Genomic DNA, 23,221 nt, shown 5'->3' on the forward strand with positions numbered 1-23,221 from the left:
GCCCGTCAGACGGCGGTGGCCAGCGCTTCGCGCGAGGCCTGAAGGTCGCTGGAGGCGCGTTCCAGCACCGCGCCCGCGGATTCTCCCGGCGTCAGTTCGGCCACTCCGACGCTGAACTCCACCACGAAGGGGGACCGTTCGGACCCGGCGTCGAAGGCGGTGCAGCCGATGACGGCTGCGATCCGTTCGGCCGCCAGCCGCGCCGCCGCCGCATGGGTGGCGGGCAGGGCGAGGGCGAACACCTCGGGGGCCAGCCGCGCGGCCGTGTCCTCCACCCGCACGAGCCGGGACACCATGGCCCCGATCTGGGGCATGGCCCGCTCCAGCCAGCCGCCGGGCCGGGCCAGGGCCACGGCGTCCGTCTCCGCAACCCGGAGCACGCACACCGACAGGGGGCGCCGGCGTGCCGTCGCGGCCTCGGCCACGCGGCCGAGGTGGCTGGCGAACAGATTGCGGCTGAACAGGCCGGTCGACGGGTCCATGATCCCCGCGCCGCGCGCCAACTCGAGCGCCTTGCGGATGGCGAGGTGGTGCCGGTAGGTCCGGGCCAGCGCCAGAACCCGCGCGGCCGTCTCCGGCTCCGGCGTATCGGCGGCCGCGACCTCCGAAAAGCCTCTCGTATAGAGCTCGCTCAGATCGATCTCGCCCTCGGACCGCAGATAGAGGGCCAGCGGGATATGATACAGCCGTGTGTTCCGCTTCATGCCCGAGGCGATCGACAGGGCCGGCGCATGATCCGGCGCACCCCACAGCACGGCGGCGTCGAACGTCGTCTCGTGCAGATAGTCGAAGGCCGTATAGGGCGTCGGCGCGGCCACCACCTCGGCCCCCGCCGCCTGAAGCGTGTTCGACAGGGCGATGAAGCGGTGGTCGGGGGCTCCGGCGATCAGGACGCGGATCGGGCTGGGGTCCGGCAGGCCGGGATCCAGGGCCGCCCCATGCAGGGCGAAGGTCGCCTGGCGGAGCCGGAACTCCTCCTCGACGATCGCGGCGCGGACCAGCTGTTCCAGCCGCAGCGCCGTCTGGGCCGGATGCGGGGTCCGGGCCATGGTCAGGTCAAACGCCGGATTTCCGGCGAGGTCGATGATTCCCGGCCCGAGGGCGATCAGGGGCAGCCGCCGCGCCCCCGCCGCCCGGCGCAGGGCCTCCGGCAGGGCGTCGATCTCCGGGTGGCCGGCGTCAAGGATCGCCGCATCCAGCGTCAGGTCGCCGAGGGCTGTGATGGCTCCCGCGCCGCTCCGCGCGGTCAGCGTCCGCCAGCCGAGGGCATCCAGACCGCGACACAGTTCGGCAACCTGCTCATCGGTCTCGGCGACGACCAGAACGCGTGGATTCGAGTTCAAGATCGACGTCTCCCCATGCGCGGAAGCGGTGGACTCCTCGACGCGCGATTCAGCGTGACCATACCGACCCGGCCCCCTACGGCGCAACGGCTCATGTGCATGTCGGCCGGTGTCCGACCGGCCGCCGACTTCCAAAGCGACGATTTTCGGCTAGGGTCGCGCTTTGGGCTGCGGCGAGAACGGGTTTGACTGACGGGCACCAGGAGATGACGTCGCCCGGCTTCTGGGCGCGGCTCTCAAGTCGGGCGTTCGCCCGCAGCTGGGGGCGCGATGTCATGCTCTACACCGGCGGGGTGTCGTTCTTCGCCCTGCTGGCCGTGTTTCCCGCCATCGCCATCCTCATCGGTTTCTACAAGGCGGTGCTGTCCATCAGCCAGGTCAGCGAACAGGCGGCCGCCCTGGCCGACGTCCTGCCCCATGCCGCCCGGACCATCTTCCGCGCCGAGATTGAACGGCTGGCCGGAACCTCCGCCAGCACCGTCTCGGCCCAGAGCGCCTTCGCCCTGGTCGTCGGGGCCTATGCCGCCCACAGGGGATTCAAGGCTTTGCTGGCGGGACTGAACCTGATTCATGACGAGACAGAGCCGCACGGCTTCTTCCGCTTCAACCTGCTGGCCTTCTTCGTCGCCCTGGTCGCCTTCGCCCTGTTCACCGTCGTGTCGGGGGGCGTGGTCACCGCCCGGCTGCTGGAGCACGCTGCGCCCGTGGCGGCCGGGGGCGGCTTCCCGCTGGAGGGCCTGCTGCCGGCCGTAGGTCTCGCCCTGGGCCTGACCCTCCTCTACCGCTACGCCATGTCCCACCGCGATCCCGTCGCCTGGCGACCGGCCATCGCAGGCGGAGTGGTGGCCACCCTGCTGTCGATGATCTCGTCGTGGCTGTGCGCCATCTATGTCGAGCAGATCGCCCAGCTGGGGGCCACCTACGGCTCCGTCGGGGCGGTCGTGGTGCTGCTCATCTGGCTGTCGTGGAACGTCAACGCCATCTTCTACGGCGGAGCCTTCGCCACCGAGATGGAGATTGCCGACCGGGCCGCCGGGGCCCCCGAGATCACGCCCGAGACCAGTCCGTCCGTGGTCAACCTGTCGGAGCGGCGGGCCTCCCGACGGTGATTCGCAGGACGTCGCCGTCCTCGGTGATGTCCAGCACCCGCCCGCCCAGTTCCGCCATCAGGAAGGGCACATCGATTCGCGCCATCGGATCGGTCGCCAGCAATACCAGCGTCTCCGCGCCGGACCCGTCCATCAGCGCCTTGCGCAGCCTCAGACTGGGCACCGGACAGCGGTGACCCCGCGCATCGACGACCCTCGGCCCGGGATTGCTCATCCCGGTTCGCAGGCTGTACGCAGCATCTGCAGCGCCACCCGCACACTGGCCAGCCGGACGGCCTCGCGCCCGATGTCGCCGAACGACCGCACTGCATGATCGACCCCGGCGGGCGAGGCGCAGGCGAAATGGACCCGACCCACCGGCTTGTCCGCCGTCCCGCCGCCCGGCCCGGCCACCCCGGTGATCGACACCGCCAGATCGCCCCCGGCCCGGTCCCGCGCCCCCGAGGCCATGGCCCGGGCCACCGCCTCCGACACCGCGCCATGATCGACGATCAGCCCCGCCGGAACTCCCAGCAGGGCGGACTTGGCGGCATTGCTGTAGGTCACGAAGCCGCGGTCGACCACGGCCGACGACCCCGCCACGGCCGTCAGCGCTCCGGCCACCAGCCCGCCCGTGCAACTTTCCGCCGTCGCCACGGTCCAGCCGCGGGCCGCCGCCCCGGCGATCACCGCGCTGGCAAGATCGTGAATGTCGTCTGGGAACATCGGCCTTTCCGAACCGGTCGCGAGTCGCGATAGAGTGAGGCTCACGCGCGGGTCTGTCGACCGGTCGGCGACACCCCGGGACCCTCATGAGCGACACCGCCCTGCCGCAGGCCACCGACCGCCCCGCCGGCGACGCGCCTGCCGACCGGGTGACGCCGGCCCTGTTCGCCCTGGCCATCTTCACCTCGGCGGCCCTGGTGTTCGTGGTCCAGCCCATGGTGACCAAACTGGTCCTGCCCATGCTGGGCGGATCCCCGGCCGTCTGGAACACCGCCATGGTCTTCTTCCAGACCGCGCTTCTGGCCGGCTATGCCTATGCCCATCTGCTGCAGCGACTGTCGTCGCTGCGCGGCCAGGTCCTCGTCCATCTGGCCCTGCTGGCCCTGGCCGCCCTGTTCCTGCCCCTGCGCATCAACGGCCTGCTGGGCGATCCGGCCCCGGAGGCCCCCATCGGCTGGCTGCTGGCCACCCTGGCCCTGTCGGTGGGGGCCCCCTTCGCCGTCCTGTCCGCCACCGCGCCCCTGCTTCAGGCCTGGTATGCCCGGGTTCGCGCCGGCCATGCGGATGGCCAGAACCCCTATGTTCTCTATGCCGCCTCCAACCTCGGCAGCTTCCTGGCCCTGCTGGCCTATCCCGTCCTGATCGAGCCGCTGGCCAGCCTGTCCGGTCAGCGCACCGGCTGGAGCGGGGGCTATGGCCTGTTCATGCTGATGATCGTTGGCCTCGCTGTCCTCGCCTGGCGCCGGCGCGAGGCGGGCACGACCGGCGCTCCGGCCCTGCCGGCCAATCCGCCCCTCGGCTGGCGCGACCGCGGCGTGCTGGTCCTGCTGGCCGCCGCCCCGTCCAGCCTGATGCTGGGCGTGACCAGCCACCTGTCGACCGACGTCGCCTCGGCCCCCTTTCTCTGGGTCGTGCCCCTGGCCCTCTATCTGCTGACCTTCGTCATCGCCTTCCAGGCCCGGCCCCTGATCCCCCTGCCGATCACCCTGGTGATCTCCGCCGCGCTCGGTCTGGTCTGTATCGGCTTCACCGCCTTCCGGACCGGGGCCTGGCCGATGATGTTCGGCCTGCATCTGGCGACCTTCTTCTTCCTCGCCCTCATGTGTCACCAGAGGCTGGCTGCGCGACGCCCGCCCCCCGACCGGCTGACGGAGTTCTATCTGCTGATGTCGCTGGGCGGGGTGGTCGGGGGGGCCTTCACGGCCCTGCTGGCCCCGGTGATCTTCGACGCGGTGTGGGAGTATCCGCTGGTGCTGGTGCTGGTCGGTCTGGCGCGCCCGCTGGACCCGGCCCCGATCCGCAACCGCGAGGTCTATCTGTTCGTCGCGGCGGCGATCCTGAGCGCAACGCCGCCCATGCTGTCGGCCATGTTCCAGGTCGACTGGGACTTCGCCTGGTGGTTCAGCCGCAATGTCACCGCCGACATGCCGCGCTTCACCCAGATGGTCCTGGTCGGACCGATGATCGTGGCCTTCCTGCTGCGCGACCGCCCGCTGGCCTTCGTCGCCATCGCCGCCATGATCGCCCTGTCGACCCAGTATATCGCCCGCGGCTATGACGCCGCCTTCACCGACCGCAGCTTCTTCGGCGTCATGAAGGTCGGCCTGTCGCAGGATGACCGTCTCGGCGGACAGGTCCATGTGCTGATGCACGGCACCACCCTGCATGGGGCTCAGCCGCGCGATCCCGCCTTCGCCTGCATGCCGACCCTCTACTATGCGCCGACCACCCCCATCGGTCAGGCGACCCAGACGCTTCAGGTGCGCCGCCCGGGCCTGAACATCGGCGTGGTCGGCCTCGGCACCGGGGCCATGGCCGGCTACAAGCGGGCCGCCGACCGCATGACCTTCTTCGAGATCGATCCCCTCATCGACCGGCTGGCCCGCGACCCGCAGTGGTTCACCTTCATCTCCGACTGCGCCGACGGGCCGGTGCGCACGGTGCTCGGCGACGCCCGGCTGACCATGGCCGACGAGCGGGCAGGGACCTACGACCTGCTGGTCATTGATGCCTTCTCATCCGACGCCGTGCCGACCCATCTGCTGACGGTCGAGGCGATCGCCGGCTATCTGGCCCTGCTGAAGCCGGACGGCGTGGTGGTCCTCCATCTGTCGAACCGCAACCTCGACATCACCCGGCCGGCTGCTGCTGCTGCCCGGGCGCTGGGGGCCGCCCATCTGCACCAGATCTATGGCGAGCGGCCGGACCAGCCCGACATGGCCGAGGCCTCGACCGAGGTGCTGATCCTGTCACCGACCGAGGCGGGTCTGGCCGACTTCCGGCGCCAGATCGGCTGGGGGATCCTGGACGAGACCGAGGTCCGCCCCTGGACCGACGACTATGTGAACCTGTTCGGCTCGCTGTGGCGGCACTTCAGGAGCTGACGCCGCCTCACCCCGCGACCGGCAGCTCGATCATCGCGATGGCCGAGGCCGCCAGACCTTCCTCGCGCCCGGTGAACCCCATGCCCTCCATGGTCGTGGCCTTCACGCTGACCGCGTCCAGCGGCAGCGCCAGGATCTGCGCCAGCCGCTCGCGCATGGCCTGCCGGTGAGGTTTCACCTTCGGCCGCTCGCAGATCAGGGTTACGTCCACATTGACCAGCCGCCCGCCGCGCGCGGTCAGCCGCTCGACCGCGGCGATCAGGAACTGGTCGGACGCCGCCCCCTTCCACTGCGGATCGGTGGGCGGGAAATGGTCGCCGATGTCGCCATCGCCCATGGCCCCCAGAATGGCGTCCGTCAGGGCGTGCAACCCGGCGTCCGCATCCGAATGGCCGATCAGGGACCGGTCGTGGGCGATCGGCACGCCGCACAGCCAGACGGTGTCGCCCGGCCCCCAGCGATGGGCGTCAAAGCCCTGACCCACGCGGCTGTGGCGGGCGATCAGTGTTTCAGCCATGGCAAAATCCTCCGGCCAGGTCAGTTTCATCAGCCGGGGATCACCCTCGACCAGTCTCACATGCCCCCCGTCCTGCTCGACCACGGCGGCGTCATCGGTTGGCACCTGTCCGCCGGGCCAGACGGCATAGGCGGCCCGCAGCCGGTCGGCGCGGAACGCCTGCGGCGTCTGCGCCCGCCACAGCCCGGCCCGGTCGACCGTCGCCTCGATCCCGTCCGCACCCTTGCGCTTGACCGTGTCTGTCAGGGGCAGGGCGGCGATGGCTCCGTCCGCACCGTCGAGGGCGGCCAGCAGCCGCGCCACGATCGTGGCCGATACGAAGGGCCGCGCGGCGTCGTGAACCAGCACCGGCCGACCCGCGTCCCCGGTCAGGGCCTTCAGGCCGGCCATCACCGAATCGGACCGTTCGGCCCCGCCGGCGACGGCGCGCCAGCCCGACAGCCCGGCCAGGGCCGCATCGGCGCGGGGCAGGGCGTCGGCCGCGACCACGACGACCACCTCATCGGCCCCGGCGGCCAACAGGGCCTCGACCGACCAGCGCACGACCGGCCGGCCCCCCAGCGACCGCCATTGCTTGTCTCCGCCGGCCCGGGACCCGGAGCCGGCCGCGACCACGATTGCTGCAAACCTCATGTCCGCCTTCTAGGGGCCATGATGGCGGTTGACGAGAGGCTAGGCTTGGCGTGTTGACGGACCCATGAGCGCAGGACTTCAAATCGGCGACGTCGCCATTCCCGGCCGGGTGCTGATGGCCCCCATGACCGGGATCACGGACCTGCCGTTCCGGCAATTGGCCAGCCGTCTGGGCGCGGCCTATGTCGCCACCGAGATGGTCGCCTCGGCCGAGCTGGCGCGGGGCCGTCCCGACGTGGTCCGGCGCGCCGCCGTGGGTGACGGCCTGCCCCTGACGGTGATCCAGCTGGTCGGCCGCGATCCCGCAGCGATGGCCCAGGGGGCGCACATGGCCGAGGCCGCGGGCGCCGACATCGTCGATCTCAACTTCGGCTGCCCGGCCAAGGAGGTCACGGGCTCGGCCTCGGGCTCGGCCCTGATGCGGACCCCCGACCTGGCCGGCCGGATCATGGCGGCGGTCGTGGCGGCCACGTCGCGCCCCGTGACCGTGAAGATGCGTCTGGGCTGGGACGACGCCAGCCGCAACGCCCCCGACATGGCCCGCCGCGCCGAGGACCTCGGGGTCCGGGCCGTCACCGTCCACGGCCGCACCCGCCAGCAATTCTACACCGGCAAGGCCGACTGGGAGGCGGTGGGTCTGGTCAAGGCCGCTGTTTCCATTCCCGTCATCGTCAACGGCGACATTCTGACGGCCGGGGACGCGCGCGAGGCGCTGGACCGGTCCGGGGCCGATGCCCTCATGCTGGGGCGCGGCGTCTATGGCCGGCCCTGGCTGGCCGCGCACCTCGACCGGGCCCTTGCCCACGGTGTGGTTCTGGAGGAACCGGACCGCGCCGAACGGCTGGAGATCGTCCTCGAACACATGGCCGGATCGCTGGCCTTCTACGGGCCGGGCCTCGGACTGAAGATGTTCCGCAAACACCTCGGCTGGTATGTCGAACAGGCCCCATGGCCCGCCGATCCCGACGCCCGTCGCACCGCCAAGGCCCGTCTCTGTCGGCTGGACGACCCGGAACAGGTCGCAGGGGCCCTCGCGGCGCTCTGGGACCCGACAGGGTCGCAGCATTTGCGCAACTGCGCTGTTGAGTTTTCGCCACAGGTGGCGGAAGCTGGAGCGGCATGAAGGACACAGGGGCTCCAGATCAAGGCCGGGAGGGCGAAACCTCTCTCTGGGACCGGATGGGCGACGGCCGTGCCCGCGCGGCCTTCGGCGCGGCCTATGCCCTCGCCTTCCTGATTACGGCCGCAGCGATCTGGCTGGTGGCGCTCGCCCCGGGGGCCAGTGGCGGGGGCGACGCCCGGTCCGCGGCCAGCCGGGCCGTGCTCTCGATCCTGCTGATCAACCTCCTGCTGATCGGGGGACTGGCCGCCATTATCGGTGGGCGCGTGATGCGGCTCGCCCGGCATCGGCGTGAGGATCCGGGAGCCCGCCTGCATCTGCGCTTCGTGGCGCTCTTCTCGGGCGTGGCCCTGGTCCCGGCCGTCCTGATCGCCCTTGTGTTCGGCGTGCTGGTCAATCGCGGTGTCGATCAGTGGTTCAGCCAGAACGTCAGTTCGGCGGTCGAAAACGGGGCCACGATCGGTCGGGCCTATGTCGACGACGTCGGTGGCGGACTGGACCGTGATCTGAACATCATGGCCATCGAGCTGGGCGGGGTCCGCGACATCTTCGACAATCGCATCCAGTTCTCGGGGGCCCTGACCCAGATTGCCGACTTCTTCGGCTACCCCGCGGTCTACATTCTCAACGGCGAGGGGCAGGTGCTGGCCCAGGGCGTCCTGCCTGGCGCGCCGCCCTATGTCGCCCCGCCGCGCGGTGTGTTCGAGACCGCAGCCGAGGGCCAGGACGCACCGGTCACGGTGACGGAGCGCCCCGACACCGTCCGTGCGGTCTTTCCGCTGCCCGACTATGGCGACGCCTATCTCTATGTTGTGCGCCCGCTTGCGCCCGGCATCGTCGAGCGCATGCGCAACAGCGAGGAGTCCATCGTCAGCTACCGGCTGGCCGAGGAGAGCCGGGCGCGAATCCAGGCCGCCTTCGCCCTCAGCTATCTGGAGACGGCCCTGCTGGTGCTCGTCGGCGCGGTCTGGCTGGGCATGTCGGCCGCCAGCGCCATCTCGGCCCCCATCGGACGGCTGGTCAAGGCGGCCGACCAGGTCGCGGCCGGAGATCTGACAGCCCGGGTCGACGGGCAGGGGGCCCCGGGCGAGATCGCCGCCCTGTCCGAGGCCTTTAACCGGATGACCGGCGACCTCCAGGCCCAGCAGGCCGCGCTCAAGACCGCCAGCGACGACGCCCAGGACCGCAGCCGCTTCATCGAGACCGTCCTGTCCGGGGTCTCCGCCGGTGTCATCGGGCTGGACAAGCGCGGACGGATTTCCGCGATCAATGACAGTGCCCTGCAGCTGCTTTCGATCTCCGAACTTGAAGTGCGCGGTCAGGCCCTGGCCGAGGTCGCTCCCGAACTGGAGGAGCTGGTCCGCCGGGTCGAGGCCCACATCGAGGAGGACATCGACGTCTCCCGCGAGGGCGAGACCCGCCGTCTGCGCGTCCGCATTGAGAGCGGGGTGGGCGGCGAGATGGTCCTCACCTTCGATGACATCACCCGGCTGGTGACGGCCCAGCGCAATGCCGCCTGGCGCGACGTCGCCCGCCGCATCGCCCACGAGATCAAGAACCCCCTGACCCCCATCCAGCTGTCGGCCGAGCGGCTGAAGCGCAAATACCGGTCCCGCATCGGCGACGACGTCGAGATCTTCGATCGCTGCACCGACACCATCATCCGCCAGGTCGGCGACATCGGCCGGATGGTGGACGAGTTCTCCTCCTTCGCCCGCATGCCCACGCCCCGGTTCACGCTCGAGAACCCCGCCGAACTGCTGCGCGAGGCCGTCTTCGCCCAGCGGGTGGCCAGCCCGGGCCTGTCGGTGGAGCTCATCGAGCCCCTGCCGCGGGCCGAGCTGCGCTGCGACGGCCGCATGGTTGGCCAGGCCCTCGCCAACATCCTCAAGAACGCGGGCGAGGCCGTCTCCGCCCGCCGCGCCGGGGTCGACAGCGAGGCCACCGCCATCATCGCCCGGCTGGAGATCGAGAACGACCTCGCCACCTTCATCGTCGAGGACGACGGCAAGGGCCTGCCCGTCCGCGACCGCGACCGCCTGACCGAGCCCTATGTCACCACCCGCGAAAAGGGCACCGGTCTCGGCCTCGCGATCGTGAAGCGCATCTGCGAGGACCACGGCGGCGAACTGAAACTGTCCGATGCCGACAGTCTGGGCGGTGCCAAAATCTGTCTGATCTTTCCCCTCAACCCTAACAGTACAGCCAGCCGCGCTGCCGAGTCGCAGGACTCCGGTGCCCTGGCCCGTGAATAGCGAGGCGATATGCGTTCGACCGGAGCCGACATCCTTGTCGTCGATGACGAGGCCGACATCCGCGACCTGGTCTCGGGCCTGCTCGAGGACGAGGGCCACGCCGTGCGCGTGGCCTCCAGTTCCGAAGAGGCCCTGGCCGGCATCAAGGCCCGAAAGCCGTCCCTGATCGTCCTCGACATCTGGATGCAGGGCGGGGGGATGGACGGGCTGGAGCTTCTCGATCTGGTCAAGACCCTGGATGCCGACCTGCCGGTCGTCATGATCTCCGGCCACGGCAATATCGAGACCGCCGTCAGCGCCCTCAAGCGCGGGGCCTATGACTTCATCGAAAAGCCCTTCAAGTCCGATCGCCTCGTGGTCGTCATCGAGCGGGCCCTGGAGGCCGCCTCGCTGAAGCGCGAGAACCGCCGCCTGCGGGCCCAGACCATGACCCCGACCGGCCTGATCGGCCGCTCCGCCGCCGCCCAGGTCCTGCGCACCACCATCACAAAGGTCGCCCCCGCCAACAGCCGCGTCCTGATCTCGGGCCCGCCCGGCTCGGGCAAGGAACTGGTCGCGCGCCAGATCCACGAGGCCAGCCCCCGCGCCCGCGCCGAGTTCGTCGCCATCTCCGCCGCCGGCATGACGCCCGAGCGTCTCGACCTCGAACTGTTCGGCGAGGAGGGCCACGACGGCCGCCCGCGCAAGATCGGCGTCTTCGAACGCGCCCACAACGGCACCCTCTATCTGGACGACGTCGGCGACATGCCGCGCGAGAGCCAGAGCCGCATCCTGCGTGTCCTGGTCGAACAGCGCTTCCGCCGCGTCGGCGGCGAACAGGACGTCCAGGTCGACGTCCGCGTCGTCACCTCCACCTCGCGCGACCTCAAGACCGAGATCACCGAGGGCCGGTTCCGCGAAGACCTGTTCCACCGCCTGAACGTCGTCCCCATCCGTGTCCCGCCCCTGTCGGAACGGCGCGAGGACATCGGCGAGCTGGTCGACTATTTCATCGAGACCCTCAGCGCCTCGCAAGGGCTGCCCCGCCGCCGGCTGGGCGAGGACGCCATCGCCGTGCTCCAGGTCCACCCCTGGCCCGGCAACGTCCGCCAGCTCCGGAACAACGTCGAACGCCTGCTGATCCTGGCCACCGGCGACCTCAATGACCCGATCTCGGCCGACATGCTGCCCCAGGAGGTCGCCGCCACCGGCGGCACCGGCATGGGGGCCGAGCGCACCATCGCCCTGCCGCTGCGCGAGGCCCGCGAGGTGTTCGAGCGCGAATACCTCGCTGCCCAGATCATGCGTTTCGGCGGAAACATCTCGCGCACGGCCGCCTTCATTGGCATGGAGAGATCGGCCCTGCACCGCAAACTCAAGTCGCTGGGCGTGTCGCCGTCACGGGGCGGAGACGAAGACGAAGGAAGTCTGGACTGATGTCACGGGTCGCCTATGTGAACGGGGTCTACCAGCGCCACTCGGAGGCGACGATCCATGTCGAGGATCGCGGCTTCCAGTTCGCTGACGGGGTCTATGAGGTCTGGTCCGTGTTCGACGGCCGGATGGCCGATTTCGAGGGCCACATGACCCGGCTGCACCGCAGCCTGAACGAACTCCGGATCGACATCCCCATGTCGGTCGAGGCCCTGACCCGGGTGCTCAAGGAGACGATCCGCCGGAACCGCGTCAGGAACGGCATCGTCTATCTCCAGGTCACCCGCGGTACCGCCCGCCGCGACCACCCGTTCCCCGCCCCCGGCACCCCGCCCAGTGTGGTCGTGACCTCCAAATCCCTCAGCGCGACCCGCTCGGATGCCCAGGCCGCCAAGGGCGTGGCCGTCGTCACCCACCCCGACATCCGCTGGGGCCGCTGCGACATCAAGACCGTGGGCCTGCTCCCCAATGTGCTGGCCAAACAGGCGGCGCGCGACAAGGGGGCCTATGAGGCCTGGATGGTCGACGAGATGGGGCTGGTCACGGAAGGGTCCTCGACCAATGCCTGGATCGTCGACAAGGCCGGCAAACTTCGTACCCGCGACACCCAGGCCAATATCCTGAAGGGCATCACCCGCACCGCCATCATGGCCATGATCGAGGCCGAGGGGCTGGAGCTGGACGAACGCCCCTTCAGCGTCGATGAGGCCAAGGAGGCGAAAGAAGCCTTCTTCACCGCCGCCGGGGCCTTCGTCATGCCCGCCGTCTCGATCGACGGCGTGAAGATCGGCGACGGCACCCCCGGCCCCGTGGCCACAAAACTGCGCGCCCGCTACCTTGAAGCCGCGAAGCGGGAGGCCATCTAGGCGTTGCAGCGCCCGCAAATTGCCGTCTAGGCTCACAGAACCGGATGTAACCGGTCCCGCGCTCTCCCCGACGCGGCGAACAACCAAGAACAGGACAAACCTGCCATGTCGCAAGACAAGCGTCAGAACCTTCAGGACACCTTCCTCAATTCGGTCCGCAAGACCAAGACCCCATTGACCATCTTCCTCGTCAACGGCGTCAAGCTCCAGGGCATCGTCACCTGGTTCGACAATTTCTGCGTCCTGCTGCGCCGCGACGGCCAGTCCCAGCTGGTCTACAAACACGCCATCTCCACCATCATGCCCTCCGCCCCCGTCCAGCTCTACGAGCCCGAGGCCGACGAGGACTGAGGCTGGTGATTGGTGGCTGGTGGCTGGTGACGGGTGAATAGAGGTTCGTTGCGACCGATGCGCTGAACGGGGCGAGCACCTACATGTGACCCCGCGCGTTTCCCTTCACCAGCCACCCGTCACCAACCATCAGCCACCTGGAACTCCCCCTGACCACCAAACTCATCGACCATTCCGTCCCCCTGATCCGGGCCGTCGTCCTCCACCCCGATCTCGGCGAGCGCTCATCCCGCCCGGCGGAGGAACGGCTGGAGGAGGCCTCGGGCCTCGCCCGCGCCCTGGACCTCGACGTCCAGGCGGAAGAGGTCGTGCGCCTCAGGAAGACCACCCCCGCCACCCTGTTCGGCACCGGCAAGGTCGAGGAACTGGCCGCCCTGATCCGCGCCGCCGAGGCCGAGGCCGCGGTCATCGACTACGACCTGACCCCGGTCCAGCAGCGCAATCTGGAAAAGGAATGGGACTGCAAGGTCATCGACCGCACCGGCCTGATCCTCGAGATCTTCGGCCGCCGCGCCCGGACGAAGGAGGGTCGGCTGCAGGTCGAACTGGCCCGGCTGGACTATGAGCGTTCGCGCCTCGTCCGCACCTGGACCCACCTGGAGCGCCAGCGCGGCGGCACCGGCTCGACCGGCGGCCCCGGCGAGACCCAGATCGAGCTCGATCGCCGCCTGATCGCCGACCGCATCGTCAAGCTGAAGGCCGAGCTGGAAGAGGTCCGCCGCACCCGCGGCCTGCACCGCAAGCAACGCAAGAAGGCCCCGTTCCCGGCCGTCGCCCTGGTCGGCTACACCAACGCCGGCAAATCGACCCTGTTCAACCGGCTGACCGGCTCCGAGGTCCTGGCCAAGGACCTGCTGTTCGCCACCCTCGACACCACCCAGCGCACCATCCGGTTGCCGCAGGGCCGCCCCGCCATCATCGCCGACACCGTGGGCTTCATCTCCGACCTGCCGCACGAACTGGTCGAGAGCTTCCGCGCCACCCTCGAAGAGGTGGGCGAGGCCGACCTGATCCTGCACGTCCGCGACATCGCCTCGGCCGACACCGAGGCCCAGGCCAGGGACGTCGAGGCCGTCCTGAAACAGATTGAGCAGCCGGAAGGCAAACCCCGCCGCATCCTCGAGGTCTGGAACAAGACCGACCTTCTGGACCCCGAGGCCCGCGAGGCCGCCGAGGGCCAGGCCGCCCGCTCCGGCAACACCGCCGTCGCCGTCTCCGCCTGGACCGGGGAGGGGATCGAGACCCTCCGCCAGGCCATCACCGACCTGATCGACGACGACCCGGAGACGGAGCTGGTCCTGCAACCGTCGCAGGGCGAGGCCCTCGCCTGGCTGTACGAACACGGCCGGGTCACGGCGCGGGATACCGACGCCGACGGCCGCATGCACCTGACCGTCCGGCTGGACCCCCAGGCGATGGGGCGGTTCGAGCGGCAGTTCGGCTGAGCCGCAGCAGCCCTTCCCCCATCCTTCATGGGGGAAAGCGGTCCGTCGCCGAGCGAAGCGAGGCCAGGACCGATGGGGGAATTCTCACTTCAACTTCCCGCGCCCCGCCAACAGGAACGTCCCCCCATCGGTCCTGTTCGGCCTTCGGCCGAAGACGGACCGCTTTCCCCCGCAAGCGGGGGAAGGACGCGCCCCTCCAGGCGATAGGCCGGTTCGAACGGCAGTTCGGCTAAACCCCTCTCCCGGCGGGAGAGGGCTTGAGGCTCGCAGAGCGCAGCGATGCGCCAGCCGAAAGGGTGAGGGGACGCCCCCAAAGATCAAGCCCGACCTTGTCCCCCATCGCCCCGAACAACCCCTCACTGTGAGCGCCAGAACGTCGGCTGCGCCGCCGTGCCGCGGCTGCATTTGAACCCGGGGAACGCCAGATAACGGTGATTGACAAAACGGCGGCACAAGCACATTCTGGCCCAGTTTGAAGGAGCTTCTTATGTTTGCTTCGACTGCGTTGGCTATCATGCTGTCAAACGCTCCCTTCCCTGAATCCGCTACTCTCAGGCCTGAAGTCGTCTTGTCTGTGGAGGGCGCTCAGGCAGAGGTAAGCGCAGAAGGCCTACTTGACAGCGGTTCTGTGAATTGCCTTGTCGCTAACAATACGAGCTCCGACATAGTGATCACAAACATAAGGTATCAAATGGCCACGGACTTTGGCGTACGGTACGCAAATGTTGCCTGCGAAGATGCATGCAGTCTGAACGGTGGCAACAGCGCTCGCTTTAGAGGTCCGGAAAATAGCCGGTCTTTTCGTTACGCTCGGTGCTTCGTTTCGTGGCGTAGATTTTAGAGCTTTCCTTTTCTTCAGGCGAGTTCTCTCCCGTGATTCCTCTCCCGCCGGGAGAGGGGATTGCCTCGTCACCCCGCCGCCATCGCCCTTCGCCCCACCGGGTTCACACTGTACCAGACGACAAACCCCACCATGGCGACCATGCCGAGGACCGAGGGCAGGACCTGGCTGAGGGGCTGGAGCTGTTCCAGCAGGTTGCCGGCGCCGGCCGACAGCATGGCGAACCAGAAGCCGATCATCTTGACCCCGTGGTCCAGCGGCCGGACGTGCCGCCGCCAGGTCGCGATCCACAGGTGGCGGCTCAGGTCATAGACGATGATCGTGCCGATGAAGCCGATGGTGGCATAGCCGATGGCCGGCGGCCAGGACGCGGTCCCCGACCCCATATGCAGGCCCAGCAGCCCGACCAGCCCCAGCCCCGCCAGCGCCAGAAGCGCATCCGGCCAGCCCGGTCCGGCCTGCTTGAGGGCCAGGGTCCGCAGGCCGCTCAGATACTGGTAGCCGGCGCTCAGGGTCGCCGCGACCAGGGGGGCGGGCGGGTCGAACAGGATGTCGGCGATCACCGCGCTGCCCAGCACCACGGCCCCCAGCCCCACGGTCGCCCGCCCCGACCACCGATGCAGCGGCCCGCCCTTGCGGCTGAACATCGGCACCAGCCCGATCAGCAAGGCCAGCGTCCCCGAGCCGACATGGCCAAGGACGTTCAGGGTGTGGGCGTCCATGGTGATCTCCCGGTTTGCGGGTGAACCCTGACTGGTAAAGCGTGCCCCGGCAACCGGCCGGGCGGGGCAGGGGGGCGATACGTCCGATTCTGACGTAGCCGCATGCGAAGGTGTTGGAGTGGCGGCACAGGTCCGCACCGGAGTCCAACAGGGTGCAAAAGATCAATGTCTTTTAAAACAGCATCTTGCACCGGAGTGCTCACGGTTTTGCACTTTTGCACCCTGTTTTTTCCGGAGTCCAATCCGCTGCCTGTCGGCGCTCCTTTGCCGCCCGGTCAGTCGGCGAACCCGGCCGGCAGTCCGTCCGTCGCCAGCCTGCCGCCGGTGTAGAGGACGTCATCGGTGACCTCGCGCACGGCGAAGTCGGGGGTGGGGTAGCGCGCCATCGCCTCCAGGCCTTCGAACTCGGCTTCCGCCATGATCAGCCCGTCCAGCGGTCCCTCGAAGACATCTACGAAGACGTCGGCCCCGTCGACCTTTCCCAGCGAATGCCGGGTCTTGCACAGCACCTGGCCCGGCAGCGAGGACAGCAGGCGGAACTCCTCGGGCGACAGATAGATGGAGGTCAGCAGCCGCACCGACGGGCTGACGTCGGCCTTTCGACCCAGCCGCAGCATCGGCGGCCCGCCGTCCGCCGGGATCGCCTCCCGCAGCCGCAGCTGGGTGCCGGTCACATACAGGTCGGTATAGCGTTCGGCGCTGATCACCCGGTCGAAGGGCACCGACCGGCACAGCCAGCGCCGCTCATGCTCGACCCAGGCATATTTGGACTTCGGCCACCCGAGCGCCGCCGCGGTCGCCTGATCGATCCCTGACACGATGAAACTCCCTACGCCCGTTCCGCCACCTTGGCCGCGTTCCACAGCGCGTCCATCTCGGCGAGGTCCGACTGCTCCGGTGTCCGCCCCGCCTTCGCCAGTTCCGCCTCGATGAAGCCGAACCGCCGGACGAACTTGGCATTGGCCCCGCGCAGGGCGTCCTCGGGCTCCACGCCCAGCTTCCGGGCCAGGTTGGCCACCACGAACAGCAGGTCGCCGACCTCCTCACGAGCCTTGTCGAGGTCCCCGGCGGCGATCTCGACCTTCAGCTCGGCGACCTCCTCGTCCAGCTTGTCGAACACCTCGTCGACCGAGGGCCAGTCGAACCCGACCCGCGCCGCCCGCTTGGTCAGCTTGGCCGCCCGGTGCAGGGCCGGCAGGCCCACGGGCACGTCGTCCAGCACGCCGTGCTGCGCCTTGCCCGCCCGCTCGGCCGCCTTGATGTCCTCCCAGCGCAGCTTCTGGGCCGGGCCGTCGGCCCTGGCCGCCTCGTCGCCGAAGACGTGCGGATGGCGCCGGATCAGCTTGTCCGACATGGCCTCGGCCACGTCGTCGAAGGCGAACAGCCCCTGCTCCTCGGCCATCCGGGCATGGAACACGACCTGGAACAGCAGGTCACCCAGCTCCCCCTTCAGCTCGCCCATGTCGCCCCGGTCGATAGCGTCGGCGACCTCATAGGCCTCCTCGATGGTGTACGGGGCGATGGTCGCGAACGTCTGTTCCACGTCCCACGGACAGCCGCCCTCGGGGTCGCGCAGCCGCACCATGATGTCGCGCAGGCGTTCGGTCGGGGTCATGTCGGCGTCCTTGAAAGGCCCGCCTCGCGGGCCTCGAGCTCGGCCCGGACCGCCGCATGACGGGCCGGGGTCAGGGGATAGAGGCGCAGCACCAGGGCCGAGCCCAGCAGCAGGACGACCGGCGCGGCGATGAACAGCCACTGCAGCCCGAGGATGACCTGCGGATCATTGACGGCCCCCGGGGCTGCATCAAAGCCGATCCACTCCAGCACCGCGAAGGCCCCGACCGAGACCGCATAGCCCATCTTGGAGGTGGCGTTCAGGATCGAGAACAGCAACCCGGTGTGGTCCGCCCCGTCATCCAGCCGCACCGCGTCGGCCGCGTCGGCCATCATGGCCCGCAGCAGCAGGTCCGAGGCCCCGAAGGCCAGACCGGTCCCGAACAGGGCGGCCATGGCCGCGGGCAGGTTGCCGGCCGGGACCAGCAGGGTGGCCGCCGCAAAGCTGAGCGCGAAATAGACGCTGCCCAAGGCCAGCGCCCGGTGCTTGCCGATCCGGATCGCCAGCCAGGCCCAAACCGGCGCGCCGACCAGACCGGCCACGAAATAGACCAGCAGCAGGATCGAGGTCTGGTCCCGCTCAAACCCCCGCGCCTGCTCAAAGAAATAGAAGAACAGCACCCCGATCAGCCCCCGCGCCGCGCCCAGCAGCAGGTCCGACAGCAACAGCCGCCTCAGCACCGGTTTGAGCATCAGCGCCAGCGTCTGGCCGACACCCCCATGCGCCGGCGGGGCCACGGCCCGGGGTTCGGGCGTGAACAGGAAGGTTACCCCCAGCGCGACGGGCAGAAGGGCCACGATGAACCCGCCCTGCATCCGCACCGCCTCGACATAGCTGTAGCCCAAGCCTTGCGCTCCCACCGGGATCAGCAGCACGGCCAGCACGCCGAGGATATTGGCCACCTGCCAGAAGCCATAGATCCGCGAGCGCTGGTCGTAGTCCGGCGACAGCACCGCCGCCCAGCTCATCTGGCTCAGCAGGCTGATCGAATAGCCGAGGTACATGACCACCAGCCAGACCGCGAGATGGGTCGCCCCGGCCCCCTGACCGACGAAGAACAGCATGGCCACCGATCCCATCAGGATCGGGGCCCCGATCGCCATCCAGACCCGGTAGCGGCCCCACCTCGTCGAGGTCCGGTCGATGACGACGCCCAGCAGGGGATCCACCACGATGTCGGCCAGCCGCACGATCAGAAAGATCAGACTGACCGCCGACAGCGAGACCCCGACATGGCTGGCATAGAACTCCGGCAGGGTCACATAGACGGGCAGTCCCAGCGCCGCATACGGCAGGCAGCTGGCGGCAAAGGCGGCCAGGGTCCTGTTCGGCTGCCGGACGGGCGCGGGCGGGGCGGCTTCGGACATACAGGCATCCAGCGGGGCCGGGGCGAGTCGGCGGGGGAGGGCACCTTGCCAGTTTTGATCGCGGCGGGAGAGGGGCCTTGCCTCGGCGGCACGCCTCAGGCTTCTTCCATCCATGCGGATGGGCCTGCTTCTTCTGATCGCCGTGTCGGTGCTGGGTCTGGCCCGGCCCGCGGAGGCGACGGCCCAGTCCCGCTGCGAGACCCAGCGGGCCCAGTGGTCTGGCCAGGCCTTCGCCAATGTCATCTCACTTTATTCCCTCGAATGGGCCCCGTTCGGGACCGCCGAATGGGGCTGGGGTCCCTACCGGCCCCTGATCCAGAAGGAGATCGGCACCGATTGCGAGCCCGGCACCTCCGACTTCGCCGCCGCGCTGGCAGCGTTTCAGACGCGGTACGGCCTGACCGCGACCGGCGTGTTCGACCCGGCCACCTTTACTGTCCTCCGGGGCGTCCTGCAGGAGCGGCGGCCCTTCGTCATGGCCCGGGTCCGCGACGAATGCCCTGAGCCACCCCCCCTGCGCGAGCTCGGCTATCTGGAGGCCCCCGAGGAGCATGCCGACCGCCTGACCCGGCTGCTGCGCCGCGATGTGCTGGAGGCCTATCGCCGGATGGTGGCCGCCGCCCGCGCCGAGGTGCCCGAGATCCGCGCCGACCCCGAACTGCTGCAGATCTTTTCCGGCTTCCGCGATCCCGAGGCCGACGCCGCGCGGTGCGCGGCCGAGCGCAACTGCGACGGTATTCGGCGCGCCGTCTGCTCGCCGCACCGCACCGGCACGGCCGTGGACCTCTATGTCGGCCAGTTGCTGGGGATGGGGGTCGATTCCACCCACCCGGACAGCCGCCGCCACATGAGCGAGGGCGCGACCTATCGCTGGCTGGTGAAGAACGCCGGCCGGTTCGGGTTCGTCCCCTATCTGTACGAGCCCTGGCACTGGGAATGGGTCGGCCCGCCGTCGGAGTCCGGCCCGCCGTGATTCGGGCCCTGACGGCCGGAGAATGCGCCCTGATCCGGGCAGAGTTCGGGTCCGCCCTGCCGCTGGACGCTGTGCGCCTGGTCGCCGCGCCCTGGCCCCTGGCACGGGCCTTCGTGCCCGGGCGGGGGTTCGGGCGCGACTGGGTGGTCTGGCCCCGCCGGGACCTGCCCGCCGACTTCAGCGTCGCCCCCGTCTCGCTGCAGGCGGTCCTGATCCATGAGATGGTCCATGTGTGGCAGGCCCGCTCGGGCATCAACCTGCTGCTGGCCAAGCTGAGGGCAGGGGACGGGCCGGGGGCCTATCGCTATCCGTCCGTGCGCTGCGACTGGCCGGACCTGAACATCGAACAACAGGCTATGGCCATCGAGCATCGCTTTCGGGCCGCCCGCGGGCAACCGGTCCCGGCGGAGGCCGTTCACTACGCGGCAATCTGTCCCGTCCGGCGATAGAAATCCTCCGCAGACCTTGCGCCAACGGGTGTCATGACTAAATCTGGCACTGGTGCAGTTACAAACTGCCAGATCTGAAGCAGGAGCGTCTCATGACCCGGGTTCTCGTCCTCTATCACTCGACCTATGGCCACATCGAACAGATGGCTGAAGCCGTCGCCGAAGGCGCACGATCGGTCGAGGGCGTCGAGGTCGACATCCGTCGGGTCGAGGAGACGGTCCCCGAAGCGCTGGCCATCAAGTCCGGCTACAAGATGGACCAGGCCGCGCCCCTTGCGAACGTCAATGAGCTTGAGACCTATGACGCTATCATAGTCGGGGCGGGCACCCGGTTCGGGACGGCTGCCGCCCAGATGCGCAATTTCTGGGATCAGACCGGCGGGGTGTGGTTCCAGGGCAAGCTGGTCGGCAAGGTCGGCGGGGCCTTCACCTCCTCTGCCAGCCAGCACGGCGGCAATGAGACGACCCTGATCGGTATGATACAGACCCTAATGCACCACGGCATGGTGGTTGTGGGCCTTCCGTACGCCTTTCAGGGCCAGCTGACCCTGGAAGAGATTTCCGGCGGCTCGCCCTATGGAGCCACGACCATCACCGGCGGCGACGGGTCGCGTCAGCCGAGCGCCAACGAACTGGCCGGAGCCCGGCATCAGGGTGAATACATCGCCGGCCTGGCGAAGAAGCTTAAGGCCTGATCCATGCGCCAGCCGGCGGTTTTCTTCGGCCATGGCTCGCCGATGAATGCGCTGGGCGGGCCGTATGCGGACGCCTGGCGCAGGGTGGGGCAGGGTCTGGGCAAGCCCGCCGGCGCGGTGATGGTCTCGGCCCACTGGGAGACCCGCGGGCTGGCCGTGACGGCGCAGGAACGGCCCGAAACCCTTCTTGATTTCGGAGGGTTCGGGCCTGAATTGCACGCGATGCAGTATCCGGCACCCGGGTCCCCGCGCCTCGCCGCGCGCGTCGCGCAACTGACGGGGGCGCAGGCGGTGGAGGCGTGGGGCCTCGATCACGGCACCTGGTCCGTTCTGGCCCATGTCTGGCCGGACGCTGACGTGCCGGTTGTGCAGCTGTCGCTGGACCGCAACCTGGATGCCCGCGGCCACTATGAGCTGGCGAAGCGTCTCAGGCCGCTGCGGGACGAGGGTATTGTCATCGCTGGCAGCGGCGACTTCGTGCACAATCTGCGGACCTGGAAGCGGGATGGCGGTGAGGCCTATCGATGGGCGACCGGCTTCAATTCCGCAGTCAAAGCGGCGCTGGAACGGGGCGACCATGACGCTCTGATCGACTGGGTCGGCCTGGCTGAGCACGCGCAGATGAGCGTCCCGACCGACGAACACTATCTGCCGCTGCTCTATGTCGCCGCCCAGGCCGGGCCGGAAGACGCCGTCACCTTCTTCAACGACGTGATCGAGGGCGGGTCGATCTCGATGACGGGCGTCCTGATCGGTCAGGCCGCCTCGGCCAGATCGACCAGCGACTGGATGGCGACATAGTCGGTCTTGCCGGTGCCCAGCACGGGCAGGACGGCGACCGGGATGATCTTCTTGGGGACCGCCAGCTCCGGTGCCCCGTGTTCCCGGGCCCATTCGGCGATACGGCCCACGTCGGCGTCCTTCCGCTCGGTGACCAATACCAGCTTCTCGCCCTTGCGGCTGTCGGCGATGGAAATCACCGCGTGGCGGCTATCGGGCCAGACGGCGCTGACCAGTCCCTCGACGGCGCTGAGGGACACCATCTCGCCGCCGATCTTGGCGAACCGCTTCACCCGGCCGAGGATCGAGATATAGCCCTCCGGATCCAGGTCCACGATGTCGCCGGTGTCGTGCCAGCCGCCGTCCAGCGGTTCGATCCGCTTCGGATCGCCGGGGGTCATATAGCCGGCCATGACATTGGGGCCCCGGACGAACAGCCGCTGGCCTTCCTTGATCCCCTCGACCGGCTCCAGCCGCGCCTCCATGCCCGGCATCAGCTGACCCACGGTGCCGGGGCGGTTGCGATCGGGATGGTTGACCGCGACCACGGGGGCCGCCTCGGTCGCGCCGTAGCCTTCCAGAAGTTTCACGCCGCCGAACTTTGTATTGAACAGGTGATGGGTCTCGTCGCGCACCCGCTCGGCCCCGGCGACGACGAACTGCACGGTCCGGAAATCATCCGGCGCGGCGACCCGGGCCCACTGGTTCAGGAAGGTGTCGGTGGCGAACAGGACGGCAGTGTTCACCTCGGCCAGCAGGGCGACGATCTGTTTCCCGTGCAGGGGGGAGGGATACTGGAAGGTCTTCAGCCCGTTCAGGATGGGCAGGATGACGCCGCCGGTCAGGCCGAAACAGTGGAAGGTCGGCAGGGGATTGAACATCACCCAGTCGGGATCCAGCGGGATATGGGTCGCGACCTGCCGGGCGTTGGCGACCAGGTTCTTCTGGCTGAGGAGGATGCCCTTGGGCGCGCCGAAACTCCCCGAGGTGAACAGCACCACGCCCGGATCATCCGACCGGGTGGGCGTGCGGAAGCGTTTGGGGGCGATGCCGGCCATGAGGCCGAACAGCTTGTCCTGCAGTCCGACCGTGGCGCGGACGTCGTCCAGCCAGACGATTTCGGCCACCGTGGCCAGTTCGGCCATGAGGTCCTCGATCTTCGCCTGGTCGACGAAGCGGCGGGCGCACAGGATCCGTTTGACCCCGGCCGCCTCGATCGCCGCCTTGAGGTTGCGCTCTCCCGAGGTGAAGTTGAGCATGACCGGCACCCGCCCGAAGGCGTGCAGGCCAAAGAAGGTGACGACCGTCCCCATGGAGGCCGGCAGCAGGATACCGACCCGTTCGGCCGGTTGCGTCATGGCGGCGATCTTGCGGCCCAGCACGAAGGCGGCGCGGATCAGGCCGGTATAGGTCAGTGGCTTGCGATCCTGATCCTCGAGAATCTCCTTGTCGCCGTAGCGCGCCCGCGCCGCGATCAGGGCATCGAAGAGGGATTCTTCACCCGCCGAAGGGTCGAGGCCGGGTCTGAACACTACGCATCTCCTCCGGAGGGCCTACGTCGCCCCTCTCGCTCTGAGGGCCCAAACTAGTGAAGCCGTCCTGCGATGAAAAGATGCGTAACGCCGCGTGACCCTGCCG

The 23,221-nt window shown here is 69.0% G+C and carries 21 protein-coding genes; 12 read left to right on the plus strand and 9 right to left on the minus strand.

Annotated features, from left to right (window positions below):
* Positions 1-5: 5 nt before the first annotated feature.
* Positions 6-1,343 carry a diguanylate cyclase domain-containing protein gene (locus tag SJY26_RS12075; RefSeq protein ID WP_396593271.1) on the minus strand — a complete coding sequence of 446 codons (1,338 nt, stop codon included), beginning with the start codon at positions 1,341-1,343 and terminating at the stop codon, positions 6-8.
* Between the two features lie 206 nt (positions 1,344-1,549).
* Here SJY26_RS12075 and SJY26_RS12080 point away from each other — a divergent pair, with 206 nt between their 5' ends.
* Positions 1,550-2,452 (plus strand): YihY/virulence factor BrkB family protein, encoded by a 903-nt coding sequence (locus SJY26_RS12080; protein WP_396593272.1) that lies wholly within the window; start codon positions 1,550-1,552, stop codon positions 2,450-2,452.
* Here SJY26_RS12080 and SJY26_RS12085 read toward each other — a convergent pair.
* Together SJY26_RS12085 and SJY26_RS12090 are read right to left on the minus strand one after the other, a co-directional pair.
* The gene (locus SJY26_RS12085) at positions 2,418-2,666 is read right to left on the minus strand and encodes a sulfurtransferase TusA family protein (RefSeq protein ID WP_396593273.1); all 249 of its coding nucleotides are present in this window, start codon (positions 2,664-2,666) and stop codon (positions 2,418-2,420) included. The two genes, SJY26_RS12080 and SJY26_RS12085, sit on opposite strands and share 35 nt — an antisense overlap.
* Complete coding sequence (locus SJY26_RS12090) at positions 2,663-3,157, minus strand: CinA family protein (RefSeq protein ID WP_396593274.1); 495 nt, start codon at positions 3,155-3,157, stop codon at positions 2,663-2,665. Before SJY26_RS12090 ends, SJY26_RS12085 begins: the two co-directional genes overlap by 4 nt.
* 86 nt (positions 3,158-3,243) lie before the next feature.
* Here SJY26_RS12090 and SJY26_RS12095 point away from each other — a divergent pair, with 86 nt between their 5' ends.
* Positions 3,244-5,541, plus strand: a complete 2,298-nt coding sequence (locus SJY26_RS12095; RefSeq protein WP_396593275.1) for a fused MFS/spermidine synthase — start codon at positions 3,244-3,246, stop codon at positions 5,539-5,541.
* A 7-nt stretch (positions 5,542-5,548) separates the two neighbouring features.
* On the opposite strand, the gene SJY26_RS12100 is transcribed toward SJY26_RS12095, so the two are convergent.
* On the minus strand, positions 5,549-6,691 hold the full coding sequence (locus SJY26_RS12100) for a bifunctional 2-C-methyl-D-erythritol 4-phosphate cytidylyltransferase/2-C-methyl-D-erythritol 2,4-cyclodiphosphate synthase (RefSeq protein WP_396593276.1): 1,143 nt from the start codon (positions 6,689-6,691) through the stop codon (positions 5,549-5,551).
* Between the two features lie 64 nt (positions 6,692-6,755).
* On the opposite strand from SJY26_RS12100, the gene dusB reads away from it, so the two are divergent.
* The 6 genes from dusB (at position 6,756) to hflX (ending at position 14,141) form a co-directional block, all read left to right on the plus strand.
* Positions 6,756-7,814: a tRNA dihydrouridine synthase DusB gene (gene dusB, locus SJY26_RS12105; RefSeq protein WP_396593277.1), complete on the plus strand. Its 1,059-nt coding sequence runs from the start codon at positions 6,756-6,758 to the stop codon at positions 7,812-7,814.
* A 56-nt stretch (positions 7,815-7,870) separates the two neighbouring features.
* A complete protein-coding gene (locus SJY26_RS12110; RefSeq protein WP_396593278.1) occupies positions 7,871-10,066 on the plus strand; it encodes an ATP-binding protein in 2,196 nt (731 codons plus the stop codon).
* A 9-nt stretch (positions 10,067-10,075) separates the two neighbouring features.
* Positions 10,076-11,482 carry a sigma-54-dependent transcriptional regulator gene (locus SJY26_RS12115; protein ID WP_396593279.1) on the plus strand — a complete coding sequence of 469 codons (1,407 nt, stop codon included), beginning with the start codon at positions 10,076-10,078 and terminating at the stop codon, positions 11,480-11,482.
* The gene (locus tag SJY26_RS12120; protein WP_396593280.1) at positions 11,482-12,345 is read left to right on the plus strand and encodes a D-amino-acid transaminase; all 864 of its coding nucleotides are present in this window, start codon (positions 11,482-11,484) and stop codon (positions 12,343-12,345) included. Before SJY26_RS12115 ends, SJY26_RS12120 begins: the two co-directional genes overlap by 1 nt.
* Positions 12,346-12,450: 105 nt before the next feature.
* A complete protein-coding gene (gene hfq, locus SJY26_RS12125; RefSeq protein ID WP_013269198.1) occupies positions 12,451-12,696 on the plus strand; it encodes an RNA chaperone Hfq in 246 nt (81 codons plus the stop codon).
* 149 nt (positions 12,697-12,845) lie between these two features.
* Positions 12,846-14,141 (plus strand): GTPase HflX, encoded by a 1,296-nt coding sequence (hflX, locus tag SJY26_RS12130; protein WP_396595758.1) that lies wholly within the window; start codon positions 12,846-12,848, stop codon positions 14,139-14,141.
* Positions 14,142-15,050: 909 nt separating this feature from the next.
* Here the strand turns inward: hflX and SJY26_RS12135 are convergent.
* The 4 genes from SJY26_RS12135 to SJY26_RS12150 all read right to left on the minus strand — a co-directional run bounded on the left by SJY26_RS12135 (position 15,051) and on the right by SJY26_RS12150 (position 18,686).
* Positions 15,051-15,704 carry a hypothetical protein gene (locus SJY26_RS12135; RefSeq protein WP_396593281.1) on the minus strand — a complete coding sequence of 218 codons (654 nt, stop codon included), beginning with the start codon at positions 15,702-15,704 and terminating at the stop codon, positions 15,051-15,053.
* Positions 15,705-15,979: 275 nt separating this feature from the next.
* On the minus strand, positions 15,980-16,522 hold the full coding sequence (locus SJY26_RS12140) for a hypothetical protein (protein ID WP_396593282.1): 543 nt from the start codon (positions 16,520-16,522) through the stop codon (positions 15,980-15,982).
* A gap of 11 nt (positions 16,523-16,533) precedes the next feature.
* Positions 16,534-17,319, minus strand: a complete 786-nt coding sequence (gene mazG / locus SJY26_RS12145; RefSeq protein WP_396593283.1) for a nucleoside triphosphate pyrophosphohydrolase — start codon at positions 17,317-17,319, stop codon at positions 16,534-16,536.
* Positions 17,316-18,686 carry an MFS transporter gene (locus SJY26_RS12150; RefSeq protein ID WP_396593284.1) on the minus strand — a complete coding sequence of 457 codons (1,371 nt, stop codon included), beginning with the start codon at positions 18,684-18,686 and terminating at the stop codon, positions 17,316-17,318. Before SJY26_RS12150 ends, mazG begins: the two co-directional genes overlap by 4 nt.
* Positions 18,687-18,804: 118 nt before the next feature.
* Here SJY26_RS12150 and SJY26_RS12155 point away from each other — a divergent pair, with 118 nt between their 5' ends.
* The 4 genes from SJY26_RS12155 (at position 18,805) to ygiD (ending at position 21,604) form a co-directional block, all read left to right on the plus strand.
* Complete coding sequence (locus SJY26_RS12155) at positions 18,805-19,659, plus strand: D-alanyl-D-alanine carboxypeptidase family protein (RefSeq protein WP_396593285.1); 855 nt, start codon at positions 18,805-18,807, stop codon at positions 19,657-19,659.
* Entirely contained in the window at positions 19,656-20,108 is a 453-nt protein-coding gene (locus tag SJY26_RS12160) for a hypothetical protein (protein WP_396593286.1), read from the plus strand. The genes SJY26_RS12155 and SJY26_RS12160 overlap by 4 nt, the downstream gene beginning before the upstream one ends.
* A gap of 92 nt (positions 20,109-20,200) precedes the next feature.
* A complete protein-coding gene (gene wrbA, locus SJY26_RS12165) occupies positions 20,201-20,803 on the plus strand; it encodes an NAD(P)H:quinone oxidoreductase (RefSeq protein ID WP_396593287.1) in 603 nt (200 codons plus the stop codon).
* Between the two features lie 3 nt (positions 20,804-20,806).
* Complete coding sequence (gene ygiD, locus SJY26_RS12170; protein WP_396593288.1) at positions 20,807-21,604, plus strand: 4,5-DOPA dioxygenase extradiol; 798 nt, start codon at positions 20,807-20,809, stop codon at positions 21,602-21,604.
* Here ygiD and SJY26_RS12175 read toward each other — a convergent pair.
* On the minus strand, positions 21,559-23,115 hold the full coding sequence (locus SJY26_RS12175) for an AMP-binding protein (protein ID WP_396593289.1): 1,557 nt from the start codon (positions 23,113-23,115) through the stop codon (positions 21,559-21,561). The two genes, ygiD and SJY26_RS12175, sit on opposite strands and share 46 nt — an antisense overlap.
* Positions 23,116-23,221: the final 106 nt, after the last annotated feature.

It is taken from the genome of Brevundimonas sp. R86498, assembly GCF_044598075.1.
Taxonomy (GTDB): domain Bacteria; phylum Pseudomonadota; class Alphaproteobacteria; order Caulobacterales; family Caulobacteraceae; genus Brevundimonas.

Coding starts and splice junctions, on each gene's coding strand:
- wrbA (WP_396593287.1), top strand. CDS start 20,201: ATGACCCGGGTTCTCGTCCTCTATCACTCGACCTATGGCCACATCGAA.
- SJY26_RS12090 (WP_396593274.1), bottom strand. CDS start 3,157: ATGTTCCCAGACGACATTCACGATCTTGCCAGCGCGGTGATCGCCGGG.
- SJY26_RS12100 (WP_396593276.1), bottom strand. CDS start 6,691: ATGAGGTTTGCAGCAATCGTGGTCGCGGCCGGCTCCGGGTCCCGGGCC.
- SJY26_RS12085 (WP_396593273.1), bottom strand. CDS start 2,666: ATGAGCAATCCCGGGCCGAGGGTCGTCGATGCGCGGGGTCACCGCTGT.
- SJY26_RS12155 (WP_396593285.1), top strand. CDS start 18,805: ATGGGCCTGCTTCTTCTGATCGCCGTGTCGGTGCTGGGTCTGGCCCGG.
- dusB (WP_396593277.1), top strand. CDS start 6,756: ATGAGCGCAGGACTTCAAATCGGCGACGTCGCCATTCCCGGCCGGGTG.
- SJY26_RS12120 (WP_396593280.1), top strand. CDS start 11,482: ATGTCACGGGTCGCCTATGTGAACGGGGTCTACCAGCGCCACTCGGAG.
- SJY26_RS12095 (WP_396593275.1), top strand. CDS start 3,244: ATGAGCGACACCGCCCTGCCGCAGGCCACCGACCGCCCCGCCGGCGAC.
- mazG (WP_396593283.1), bottom strand. CDS start 17,319: ATGACCCCGACCGAACGCCTGCGCGACATCATGGTGCGGCTGCGCGAC.
- SJY26_RS12150 (WP_396593284.1), bottom strand. CDS start 18,686: ATGTCCGAAGCCGCCCCGCCCGCGCCCGTCCGGCAGCCGAACAGGACC.
- ygiD (WP_396593288.1), top strand. CDS start 20,807: ATGCGCCAGCCGGCGGTTTTCTTCGGCCATGGCTCGCCGATGAATGCG.
- hfq (WP_013269198.1), top strand. CDS start 12,451: ATGTCGCAAGACAAGCGTCAGAACCTTCAGGACACCTTCCTCAATTCG.
- SJY26_RS12080 (WP_396593272.1), top strand. CDS start 1,550: ATGACGTCGCCCGGCTTCTGGGCGCGGCTCTCAAGTCGGGCGTTCGCC.
- SJY26_RS12115 (WP_396593279.1), top strand. CDS start 10,076: ATGCGTTCGACCGGAGCCGACATCCTTGTCGTCGATGACGAGGCCGAC.
- SJY26_RS12110 (WP_396593278.1), top strand. CDS start 7,871: ATGGGCGACGGCCGTGCCCGCGCGGCCTTCGGCGCGGCCTATGCCCTC.
- SJY26_RS12135 (WP_396593281.1), bottom strand. CDS start 15,704: ATGGACGCCCACACCCTGAACGTCCTTGGCCATGTCGGCTCGGGGACG.